11 protein-coding genes and 1 riboswitch are annotated in these 11,780 nt (G+C 52.2%); all 11 genes read right to left on the bottom strand.

Going from position 1 to position 11,780, the window contains the following annotated elements:
• Window positions 1-131: 131 nt before the first annotated feature.
• The 11 genes from ACTJKB_RS23550 to ACTJKB_RS23500 all read right to left on the bottom strand — a co-directional run bounded on the left by ACTJKB_RS23550 (window position 132) and on the right by ACTJKB_RS23500 (window position 11,778).
• A complete protein-coding gene (locus tag ACTJKB_RS23550; protein WP_440836788.1) occupies window positions 132-1,277 on the bottom strand; it encodes a mannitol-1-phosphate 5-dehydrogenase in 1,146 nt (381 codons plus the stop codon).
• A complete protein-coding gene (locus ACTJKB_RS23545; protein WP_020432921.1) occupies window positions 1,277-1,711 on the bottom strand; it encodes a PTS sugar transporter subunit IIA in 435 nt (144 codons plus the stop codon). The genes ACTJKB_RS23550 and ACTJKB_RS23545 overlap by 1 nt, the downstream gene beginning before the upstream one ends.
• A gap of 16 nt (window positions 1,712-1,727) precedes the next feature.
• Window positions 1,728-3,794: a BglG family transcription antiterminator gene (locus tag ACTJKB_RS23540; RefSeq protein ID WP_440836787.1), complete on the bottom strand. Its 2,067-nt coding sequence runs from the start codon at window positions 3,792-3,794 to the stop codon at window positions 1,728-1,730.
• Window positions 3,795-3,964: 170 nt separating this feature from the next.
• Window positions 3,965-5,425, bottom strand: coding sequence for a PTS mannitol transporter subunit IICB (locus tag ACTJKB_RS23535; protein WP_440836786.1), 1,461 nt, complete (start codon window positions 5,423-5,425; stop codon window positions 3,965-3,967).
• 142 nt (window positions 5,426-5,567) lie between these two features.
• A complete protein-coding gene (locus ACTJKB_RS23530) occupies window positions 5,568-5,867 on the bottom strand; it encodes a family 1 glycosylhydrolase (protein ID WP_440836785.1) in 300 nt (99 codons plus the stop codon).
• A 58-nt stretch (window positions 5,868-5,925) separates the two neighbouring features.
• Window positions 5,926-6,789, bottom strand: a complete 864-nt coding sequence (locus ACTJKB_RS23525) for an aldo/keto reductase (protein WP_440836784.1) — start codon at window positions 6,787-6,789, stop codon at window positions 5,926-5,928.
• 117 nt (window positions 6,790-6,906) lie between these two features.
• The gene (locus ACTJKB_RS23520) at window positions 6,907-7,221 is read right to left on the bottom strand and encodes a DMT family transporter (RefSeq protein ID WP_440836783.1); all 315 of its coding nucleotides are present in this window, start codon (window positions 7,219-7,221) and stop codon (window positions 6,907-6,909) included.
• A gap of 1 nt (window position 7,222) precedes the next feature.
• Complete coding sequence (locus tag ACTJKB_RS23515) at window positions 7,223-7,567, bottom strand: DMT family transporter (RefSeq protein ID WP_440836782.1); 345 nt, start codon at window positions 7,565-7,567, stop codon at window positions 7,223-7,225.
• A 62-nt stretch (window positions 7,568-7,629) separates the two neighbouring features.
• Window positions 7,630-7,735, bottom strand: a riboswitch (guanidine-I (ykkC/yxkD leader).
• A 53-nt stretch (window positions 7,736-7,788) separates the two neighbouring features.
• Window positions 7,789-9,786 (bottom strand): beta-galactosidase, encoded by a 1,998-nt coding sequence (locus tag ACTJKB_RS23510; RefSeq protein WP_440836781.1) that lies wholly within the window; start codon window positions 9,784-9,786, stop codon window positions 7,789-7,791.
• Window positions 9,787-10,069: 283 nt separating this feature from the next.
• Window positions 10,070-10,897, bottom strand: a complete 828-nt coding sequence (locus tag ACTJKB_RS23505) for a carbohydrate ABC transporter permease (RefSeq protein WP_074113541.1) — start codon at window positions 10,895-10,897, stop codon at window positions 10,070-10,072.
• On the bottom strand, window positions 10,894-11,778 hold the full coding sequence (locus ACTJKB_RS23500; protein WP_440836780.1) for a carbohydrate ABC transporter permease: 885 nt from the start codon (window positions 11,776-11,778) through the stop codon (window positions 10,894-10,896). Before ACTJKB_RS23500 ends, ACTJKB_RS23505 begins: the two co-directional genes overlap by 4 nt.
• Between the last annotated feature and the right edge of the window lie 2 nt (window positions 11,779-11,780).

Below are 11,780 nucleotides of genomic sequence, written 5' to 3'. Positions count from 1 at the left end.
CTCCTCCCCGCCTAACCAGAGGTTTTCCCGTCAATCGATGGAGTCCTTAACCTCGCCTAACAACAAAGGGGGTTTGCGCCTCAGCCGTTACATGAGCTGATGGAAGCGCAAACCCCCTGTTTATATAGCTTTTACTTTAATTTCGCATACTCTGCCATTACCGACTGATGTACCGAATGGTCAGCAGCAATGCCTGTGTATTTCGTTAACGCAGCTTCGGTGCCAAGCTCTGCAATTGCAGCTTGAAGCTCTACGGCTTCGGGATCATCCTTCACATCAAACAGCAAGGCTCCGGCCATGGAACGGGTCAGGGCTGTATAACCCAGTCCTCTGTCATAAGCCTGCAGAGCCGGTGAGACCAGACGGTCATTCGGTGACAGCTTGCGCAGCGGTGAGCGGCCTACACGGGACACTTCATCCGTCAGCGCCGGATTGCGGAAACGCTCAAGGATTTTATCGATATACTTGCTATGCTGCGCTTCATCGAAGCCATGCTTTTGAATCAGCACCGCACCGGTCTCCTCCAGCACTTCTCGCACCCGTGTAGTCAAAGCCTCATCGGCCATAGCCTGCTGGATCGTCTCATACCCGCGCAGATAACCGAGATAAGCAGCCGAGCAGTGTCCCGTGTTCACCGTGAACAGTTTACGCTCAATGTATGGCTCCAGATTATCCACATAATGAACGCCTTCAACTGGAACATAGCCCGGAATCATCTGCGAGGAGTCGATCACCCACTCGTAAAAAGGCTCTACCACTACCTTCAGAATATCCTCATGCTGCTGCAGCGGCACAATCCGGTCCACCGCCGCATTCGGAAATGCTACAGAGACGTCCGCTTTGGCGCGGGACTCCTCGTCCAGCTTGGCGTATACCAGCTCTTTGAGCTGGGCGCTGCCTCCAATAGCGTTCTCGCAAGCAATGACATGCAGCGGAGCAGCGGAGTTAGCCACCCGTCTGCGGATGCCTTCCGCTACTGCACCGGCAATATGCTTAAGGATCGTGACCCCGACTGCCGTCGTTACCAGGTCGGCCTCCGCAACAGCCGCTGCCACTTTCTCCGCATGGGTTACACTACTTAGCGCAGTCACATTCTTGACAATGACCGTTTCCTGGCCCTCACTGGCCAAGGTCACCGGATACTCTTTGCGCTCCTGGAGCTGGGATACAAATGCCTCATTGACATCCACGAAGCATACTTCATATCCCGCTTGCGACAGCAGCAAACCGATAAAGCCTCTGCCGATATTGCCCGCACCGAAATGGACAGCCTTCATTACTCCAGTCCCCCTTCAAAAATAGCAATGACATCAGCTGGAGTAGGTGCATTCATCACCCGTTCAATCGCATCATCTTCCGTGAAGATCATCGCCACATTCGTCAACACTTCCATATGGCCGTCACCTGCGGCTGCAATGCCAATGACCACAAACGCAGGCTCATCTCCGCCAAAATCCACGCCGTCCGGGAAGCGGATGACTGACAATCCAGTGGATTTGATAAAAGGTCTGGCTTCCTTAGTGCCGTGTGGAATCGCTAGGCCTCCGCCCATATAGGTGGATACCACCTCTTCGCGTTCCAGCATCTTCGGCACGTATTCCTCCGTTACATGTCCGGCATCGACTAGCAGCTTTCCGGCCATAGTGATCGCTTCATATTTATCTTTGGCGGCACCGTTCATAATCACTTTGTTTTCAGACAGTATACTCATATGGTTTCTCTCACTTTCAGATTTTATTTTCGAAGAAATGAAGCAGCTCAGACGACAAATACCGCCTGATTTCAGGCTCCGTCCGTTCCTCCAGCAGTTTGACCAGCTCCGAATTCAGCAGAAGGGCGCTGATCTCGCTAAGCACCTCCAGGCTTTCCTTGGACAGCTTGCGCGGGGCAAGCATCAGCAGAATGACACGGACCTCAGTTCCGCCTTCCAAAAGCACCGGCTGGCGCAGCCGGTACAGCGTCAAAGAAGACATATGCACATGACTGCTGCGGGTATGAAACAGCGCAAGTCCTGTATCCGGGATCACCTGGCTGGCCATGCGCTCCCGTTCAAGCAACCGCTCCAGCAGGATGTCGGCATCATCGATTACACCGCTGCCGTTCAACAGATTCAGCATCCCGGACAGCGTCCCGGATAAAGACAGGCCGCTGTTGTCGAGCGGATGGAAGCGGAAGCGCTCAAGCAGACTGACCATTTCATCTAGTATCCCTTTGTAGCTCTTCAACCGGCTTAGCGCAGCTTCTTCCCGGCTGGTATTGCCGGATTCCTGAGGCGCGGCCGTGTCCTGCTCGCTCAGTGTGATATTGTGAATATAATTCAGCAGCTTCTCTATCTCTTCCCCTGTAAGCAAGGGGCTGATCTTGATATAGCGTTCCTTGTCGATCGGCAGATCAATCGTTGAAATAATCAGGTCATAGTCCATATCCGGCAGACGCGCGGCCTCATACCAGGAGATGTTGCCGAGAACCTCAATCTGCGGCATTTCCTTAGCCAGCCTCGTGGCAAGCAGCCGGGAAGAGCTCAGTCCGCTGGCGCAGACCAGAATCGCCCGGACACTGCGCCTGAGCTGGTTCAGCCTCTCCACGGATGCGCCAAAGTGCATCACCAGAAAACCGATCTCTTCATCGGGAATGGTTAACTCCAGCTTCATATCCTGGGCTGCTGCCCGGACAACCGCAAATAAATATTCATAATCTTTGCGGATAGGTCCAAGCAGCGGATTCCGGATACGCGTGCCTTCCCGGATGCGCTTCAGCGCCGGGTCCATATGCTCCAGCAACCCTTCACGCAGCGAACGGTCTCTCTGAAAAGGCAGGCCCGTGCGTTTGGCAACACTTTCTGTCAGCCTGTATACAATCTCCATCAGCTCAATATCGCCGTAGGCAAAACCGCTTGAGGAAAATGAGTCCTGTACACGGTCAAACAATCCGGCAAAATAGAGAATTTCTGCCCGGGGGAATTCCTGTCCGAGGACTGTCTCCAGGCGGCTTACGAACTGCTCGGTCCCGGCAATGTTGCGGTGATCAGATAACCGGGAGTATCCGGCTTCTTCGCCACTAACCATTCCCCGGCCGATCTCGATCCGCCGGGTGCTCACGGCCAGCCCCAGCAGCATCTCCATGTAGACAATTTCGGGAAGCTCTGCGGTCCACTTCCATTCCATGTCCCACAGCATACTCTCGACGCTCATCAGATTGGATTTGCCGACTGTAGTGAGAAGAAGGCGGAAGACCGGATTGCTCTCGGCCTGCGGAGTATGGCCCACCAGATCGGACAGGTCCAGGTGCTCAGCAGCCAGCCGGCAGATCGCCCGGCGCTTGTCAACCTCAAGACCTGTAATCTCTACGCCATACCCTCTCCTTCGGACCAGCTCCAGGCCGAATTTGCGGACCCACGGTTCCAGTTCGTCCAGATCATAGCTGATTGTAGCAACCGTAACCTTAAGCGAATGGGCCAGTGTGAACAGCTTCACCGGCTCTTCAGCCTCCAGCAGCAAGCAGAGCTCAAATATTTTGCGGTCTTCCCCGGAATACTCCGCAGGCTTTTCTTCCCGCAAAAACAGGCGCAGCTCCGCAAGAGCTTGCTCCGGGCCACTCAAAGCGATGCCTTTTCCTGATTTCCGGATCAGATCAAGCCCAAACTCCCCAAGCAACTGCTCAATATCCTCCATCTCCCGGTGAACGGTTCTCACGCTCACTCCGATAGACTCGGCGATTTCAGCGGCGGTGATCTCCTCGTTTACACCCAAGAGGATCCATAGGATCTGGCGCTGCCTTGCGGTTATTTTCTTCATAGCCTGTGTACCCTCGCCCTAACTGGAGACAAACGCTGGCTTTTGAAGGCCAGCGTTTGTCTCCTAATTTAGCTTTATACAGATTGGACCTTCATAATGAATCAGCGGCCCGATTATTTTTTATCTGAGTGGCAAATTTAGCTTATATGATAGTTCTACACACCGAATTCTTACTTTAACCGTTCCACCAGCTCGTCATATTTCGGGCTCTTCAGGAAGTTGTCAATCGAGATATGCTCTGCCTTCGGATTGCTGGCAATCGCACGGTCGGTCAGTGTTTTCTGGGTAACAACAATGTCAGCATCAGCAGGAATTTCGCTTACCGCAGAGTTCACAACAGTAATGTTGACCCCTGCATTCTGCAGCTTCTTCCGCAATACGGAAGCACCCATGGCACTGGAACCCATACCGGCATCACAAGCAAAGACGATTTTGTTCACATCCGCTTTGTTTCGAACGTTGGCTGTTACATTAGGAGTGATTATATTGGCTGTAGTTGCTGCTGCAGGGCTAGCCGCAGTACCGGCAGCTTTCATATCACGCATTTTCGCTGCTGCTTCTTCCAGATCTACTTCTTCCTCGTTGTTTTTGTTGCTGGTCTTAAGCAGAACCGAAGCGATCAGGAAGGAAACTACTGTTGCTACAACAACACCGGCGAACATTGGACCGTAACCACCCTTAGGCGTCATGGCAATGTAAGCGAAGATACTGCCCGGAGATGGTGAAGAGGTAAGTCCTGCGCCCAGAAGCTGGAAGGTGAAGGTACCACTCACGCCGCCGCCGATAACTGCCAGAATCAGACGGGGATTCATCAAGATATACGGGAAGTAAATTTCATGAATACCGCCAAGGAAATGGATGATAATGGCACCCGGAGCGGATGATTTGGCCGAACCTTTACCTACCAGCCAGTAAGCAAGCAGGATACCAAGACCTGGGCCCGGGTTCGATTCAAGCATGAACAGTATGGATTTCCCGATCCGCGCCGATTCTTCCGCAGCGATTGGACTCAGAATGCCGTGGTTGATCGCATTATTCAGGAACAATACTTTTGCCGGCTCAATAATGATGTTAACCAGCGGGAGCAGGTTGTGATTGACAAGAACCTCAACACCGTCGGACAAAATATTGGTCAGTCCCTGAACCAGCGGCCCGATCCCTTTGTAAGCCCCGAGTGTTAAAGCGCCGCCAATAATCCCGAGTGAAAAGTTGTTGACGAGCATTTCGAAGCCTGCTTTGATTTTGCCTTCTACCGCGCGGTCGAAGAGTCTTAATATCCAGCCTGCCAGTGGACCGACTATCATCGCTCCAAGGAACATTGGAATATCTGACCCTACGATAACCCCCATGGTCGCAATTGCGCCGATTACACCACCGCGTTTGCCATTGATCATCTGTCCACCTGTGAAACCAATCAGCAGCGGCAGCAGGAACTTGATCATTGGACCAACCAGCGTAGCCAGATCTTTATTCGGGAACCAGCCCGTTGGAATGAATAAAGCCGTAATTAAGCCCCAAGCGATAAAAGCGCCGATATTCGGCATAACCATACCGCTGAGCATGCGGCCGAATTGTTGAACCTTCACCCTTAAACCACCGGACGAAGTTTGTGTTGTTGCCGTTGTGGCCATTTGAAATGCCCCCTTATGTTATTGAATGGGATGCCCTTTACCAAATACTCTGAAAGGTTATCCGCTATGACCACATCGTAAATCAAAGCGCTTTCTTTGTCAGCAAATTGAAAACACGGTTTCGTCATGATCATTGTTGACATCATTTAAGAGTTCCTGCGAACGGCCTACCATGTGAAAACGGAAGCTTGCATTTTACCGCAAGACCTCCGCCGTTTGATTCATTCTTTATCAGACCGAACCGCATGGTGTAACCATATGCCCATTCAAAATTATCCATGCAGCGCTCCAGCTGAATCAGATGCTTATGGTTAAAATCAATCCGCTTCTGGTCCGCCACGACGCCGTCTGCCGGGTCGTCATTATAGCATGCACCATTCTCCGTAAGATAAATCGGAATATCTCCGTACAATTCATGAATACGGCTGAGAACGGTATACAACCCTGCCGCGGCAGGGCAAAAGAAAAGGCCGTCCCGCTCCCGGGACAGCCCTCAATCATCAAATCATATCCAGCGGCACCTTCCAGGCCGGCTGCGGAAAAGCATCGTCGAGCTTCCAGTACTCCTCGTCGCTTAGCCGGATCTTTGCGGCTGCCGCGTTTTCGGTGACATGCTCCCGGGTCGAGGCTTTGGGAATGGCGATCACATCGCCTTCCCGGATGCTCCAGGCCAGCATAATCTGCAGCGGTGTCGCTCCGTGATTCTGCGCAATTTCACGAACCGTCTCATTCTCGGCCAGTCCTTTGCGCAGCTTACCCGCCTGGGCCAGTGGAGAATAAGCCATTACAGGAATCCTGTGGGTGCGCTGCCAGGGCGCTAGCTCATGTTCAATGCCTCTTGAGCCCAGATGATAGAGCACCTGATTGACAGCGCAGCGGTCTCCGCCAGGAATGCGCAGCAACTCCTTCATATCCTCCGTATCCAGGTTGGAAACGCCCCAACGGGCGATTTTGCCGGAGGCTACCAGCTGCTCCATTCCCTCTACTGTCTCCTGTAGCGGAACCTTCCCTCTCCAGTGCAGAAGATAGAGATCCAGATGATCTGTTCCCAGACGTTTCAGACTCTCTTCACAGCTGCGGATGATTCGGTCCAGGCCAGCATTATGCGGGTATACCTTGGAGACCAAAAACACCTGGTCACGAATCCCCCGGATGGCTTCCCCGACCAGTTCCTCCGAGCGGCCTTCCCCATACATTTCAGCGGTATCAATCAGGTTCAAGCCCAGCTCCACCCCCAGCCTCAGAGCGGCAATTTCCTCGTTACGCGCAGCTTTATTCTCTCCCATATTCCAGGTTCCCTGACCCATCTTTGACAGTACTGTTCCGTCTTTAAGTGTGGTGGTGCCGGATATACCGGTTTTCATCATGAAAGTCTCCCTTAACCGTTTGATTGGATTACGTAAATATACCTACTATATATACTTACCATGTTATCCCAATCGAAACATCGCACAGGTGTCCATTTCATTACTTTCTCCCAATCACCCGATGAGTTTGAGACCGGCGGCCGCTCCAAGAATCATTACAATACAAATAATCCGCCGTAACCCGCGCCCTTCCCCGTAGAACACCATCCCCAGTACCGCTCCCCCGGAAGCACCAATCCCTGTCCATACCGCATAAGCCGTGCCCATCGGCAGGGTGTTCATCGCCTGAGACAGCAGCAGCAGACTGCCGCCAAAGCCCAGTACAAACAAGAACAACGTCAGGAAGTCACGGTCCCTTTGCAGCTTGCCCAGCATAGCCACCCCAAGCATCTCGCAGCAGCCTGCAGCAATAAGCATCAGCCAATCCATGTTATGACACCTCCTTCGTACGGGAGTCCCCGGTAACAAGCTTCAGGCCAATAACCCCTGCCAACAGCACCAGTATAAGCACCAGCTTGAGCAGCTTGAAGGGTTCCCCGAACCAGATCATATCCATAAGGACCGTTCCCGCCGTGCCAAGTCCGACAAATACAGCATATACCGTTCCTGCAGGCAGCTTGCTGCTGGCCGCGATAAGAGTAAAGAAGCTGACCAAAAGCGCCATTCCCGTAACCAGCCACTCCCAGGGAGCGGAAGCATGCTTCAGGCCGATGACCCACACTACCTCCAGACAGGCCGCACCTGCAATACTCAACCATGCCCTATTACTCTTCATAAGTGAATCTCCTCCTGTGTAAAAATAAATAAGCCCGGAAGGCCATCATCCAACTGGACGATACCTCCCGGGCTTTTATCCCTCCGTGTTGACACGGATCATAGGTCCGTGCGTCTTCCCTCGGACCAGCCAGCCGAGATGCGCTGCGGAACCCTAGAAAACTAAAAGAATTATTATATTACAGCGTATGTTAGCAAATTCCGGAGGAGAAATCAAATATTCTAAGTCAGCAGAATCAGAAATCCCCAAGGAGAGAGTTCCAGTTCCTCCTTAGGCGCAACTTTCCGGCCCGACAGCAGTTCTTCAGCAGGGCCATGCGGATATACCAGAGACTGCGGAGAGTCAGAATAATTAAAGTAATAACGCACCGTCTGGTTTTGCGGATTGATGCCTGTTCTGACGATCAGAGGAAAAGCAAGCTCCTGGTCAGCTCCCCATAACCCAGCCTCTTGCACTGCAGCCTTCAAAAGGCTGTCTGCCATCTCTCTGCTTGTCATGCAGCCGATATACATTGCACTTCCCTGTCCATAACGGTTCCGGGTAACTGCGGCATATTCGCCGTAGTGCGGATGATCGTACCGCAGCAGCACCTCCGCTGTCGTCGGTGTGATCAGCTCCATCCACGTTTCCACAAGGTTGTCCTCGCTACGAATCACCGCATCTTCACTCTTCAGCCGTACCTCATGTGGTGTGACGAACATGCTGTAGCTGATGCCGCAGGCCTCGCTAATGATTCCCGGCTGAACGGTTGTACGCACCTGGATGACTTCGTCTGCGAACCCGCTTTTGAAAGAATATACGACATGACCACCGCCGCGCACGTATTCATTCAGGCGTTCAAGAGCCTCATCCGGGACAGCATACAATGCCGGAACGATGATCAGACTGTACTCGGACAGCCCCGGATAATCCGGCTGAATGAAGTCACATTCGATATTCATCCGGTAGAGCCCGTCATACAGCCAGCGCACGACATCATTGTAAGTCTTGCCGTCCGGCAGCTTGAACCACTCCATTGCTGTCAGGGCTTCGTTGCTGACCATTACCGCCACCTTGTTCTGCTTATGCAGACCATATAGCGATCCGCTCAAACGTGCAAAATCCCGTCCAATCGTGATCGCCTCGTTATATACCGGGTTCGGCTTGAAATCATGACTCAGCAGCCCCTTCCAATACGTCTCGAACGAGTTATGAATGGAATGCCAATGCCAGTAAGCGACCATATTCGCACCTGATGCCAGATGGCTGAAGGCCTGCAGCCGCAGTTGACCCGGATAAGGTGTCCAGTGGGGAAAAGCCTGCGCCTGCGTCTCCAGCACCAGGTAGTTGCTGCGCTTCAGCGAACGGGTCATATCGCCGCCGAAGGCGATTTCCGTTCCGGTCAGCTCGTGCTGCGAAGGATGGTAAATATCTACTCCGGCAATATCGAAGGCTTCTGCTGCAGCAAAGTGGTCTACTGAAGACTGAACACCATAGGAATAACCCCGCCATTCAAAATCAAAATTCTGTGTGACAAACTGCCCTGGCTGCTTATACTCGTTCACCAGTGCCACCTGCCAAGCGAGAAACTCCGTCACCAGTCCGCGCTGGAAGCGGGCGAACTCCGCCCCCAGGCTGCCGTTAATGGTGCCCACTACCGAGGGGAAGTCCTCCCAGCTGTTGATCCGGTTGCTCCAGTAATCCAGCCCGAAGCGGTGGTTAATCTCCTCCAGTGTTCCGAAGCGCTCCCGCATATATTTGACGAACAGAAGCTGCACATTCTCTCCGGCCGTATCGTAATGCTTTGTCTCGTTGTCCGTCTGGTAGCCGATCACCGCCGGATGCTTGCAGACCCGGCTGATCAGCTTGCGGATGATCCGCTCAGCATGGAACAGGTAGGTGGGATTGGTAATGTCCATAATCTGCCGCGCGCCGTACTTTCCGGGTCCTTTTGGCGTTTCAGCCAGGACATCCGGATGCTCCTTGACCAGCCAGGTGGGAACGGCATACGTCGGAGTTCCAACGATGACGGCAATCCCCGCAGCATGCATCGCATCCAGCACCCGGTCAACGGAGGTAAAGTCGAATACGCCATTCTGCGGCTCATGCGTACTCCAGGTGGATTCGGCAATGCGGACCGTATTGATGCCCGCCGCCTTCATCATGGCGATATCCTCATCCAGCCTCTCGTGAGGCATATATTCATCGTAGTAGGCAACGCCATAACGAAGTTGATTCATCGTTGCTTTTACCTCCCTTGTGGAATCTTTTGTCTTTGTCTTTATCCTTGTCCTTGTACTTCTCACTCCCATTATAAGTTGAACTTTATAGACATAAAAAGGGTAAAAGTACGGAGGGGACGTTTGGAACTGTAGGAGCGTAGCGTCCGCCTTTATGTTTCGATTTCTACCGCAATCCGCGGTTACACTCAGGAAATCGAAACATAACAGCGGCCGAAAGTCCAAACAGTCCCCGCAGTACGACCAGACCCTATTATGAACTTTTAATGTTCACCTTATATCCTCAACCCTTAATTGCGCCCTCAGCAATGCCCTGCATAATGAACTTCTGGAAGAAGCCGTAGATGACAATCACCGGAAGGGCGGTCAGCACCAGCGCAGCCAGAATGAGTGACCACTCCTTGTTGTATTCCCCAAACAACGTATTCGTCGACAGAATCAATGTGTATTTGTTGGAATCCGTAAGCATAAGCAGTGGCAGCAGGAAGTCATTCCAGATCCACAGGAAGTCGAGAATCGCGATGGTCACCGTAATCGGCAGCAGCAGCGGGAAGATAATCCGGAAAAAGGTCTGAAATTCACCGCAGCCGTCAATGCGTGCCGCTTCCTCCAGCTCCCGGGGAATGGACTTCACAAAACCATGATACAGGAAAATCGCCATGTTTACCCCGAGGCCAATATAGATCAGGGCCAATCCGTAGGTGCTGCCGCTGACATGAAGGGCTTTCGCCATCCGGGTCAACGGAATCATGATCGAATGAAACGGCACCAGCATCGAAGCTATGAACAGGGAGAAGATGGCTGCGCTAAGCCTTCCGGAGGTCCGTGACAGCTTGTAGCCGGCCAGGGCTGCACAGAAGATAATGCCGCCAATACCGATTACGGATACAATGACCGAGTTCAGCGTGCTGTGCAGGAGGTTGATTTTATCAAAGGCCTGGCTGTAATTCTCGAAATGCAGCTTGGTCGGCAAGGCCAGGAAGGAAGAGAACATCTCGCCCTGTGTTTTTACGGAATTGATAATGGCCAGATAGATCGGGAAAAAGGAAATGAGCGCTCCGATCGAAAGAAACAGAGTAATGAGCAGGGAAGCTCCTTTTCTGAGTCTCATGCTTCCACCTCTTTTCGTTTCATGACACCAATCTGGATGAAGGTGAAAATCAGGATAATTACGAACAGAATGACTGATTTGGCGCTGGCATAGCCGTAGCGGAAGTTGTTGGAGAACGCCTCTTCAAAAATATTCATCGTGATGACCTGCGTACTGCGTCCCGGTCCCCCGCCGGTCAATCCATAGACCACTTCGTAAACCTTGAACGCCCCGTTCAGTGTCAGGAAGAAGCAAATGGTCACCGCATGCGTAATCATGGGGAGTGTCACTTTTCGGAAGGTCTGGAATGGGCTAGCGCCGTCAATTACAGCCGCTTCCTTAAGGCTTTGGGGCACACCCTGCAGGGCGGCCAGATATATAATCATCATATAGCCGACACCATTCCACAGCGATACGATTATGATCGAATAAAAGGATACCTTGGGATCGCCGATCCACAGCTGGTCCAGGAAGGACATGGCCGTTTTTTCGGCAATTTGCGGCAGCACCTGGGAGAACACAAAGGTCCACATGAAGGCGCTGATAATCGTACTGATCATATTGGGCATGAAGAAAATGGTGCGGAAAAAGCCTTTAGTACGGGTTTTCGTCTCAATGAACACCGCCAGCACAAGTGCGAATACATTTTGCAGAACGATCATGAACAGCACATATTTCATCGTAAACAGCAGAGCATTCACGAAATCAGGATCTTCACGCAGCGCCTCAATAAAATTGCCGAGTCCGATAAAAGAATAGTTGGGATTAAGCCCATTCCAGTCCGTGAAGCTGTAGTACATTCCGCCAACCGTGGGAATCAGCAGAAATAATGAGTAGATTATCAATGCTGGTGCGACGAAAGCTAGCAGTGAAAGAACATTCTTGTATTTCTTAATCGGCACAG

It is taken from the genome of Paenibacillus sp. 22594 (genome assembly GCF_052044425.1).
Lineage (GTDB): Bacteria > Bacillota > Bacilli > Paenibacillales > Paenibacillaceae > Paenibacillus_AQ.
Note: the sequence above shows the minus strand (reverse complement) of the source record. Positions and strands in the feature narration are given on the sequence as shown.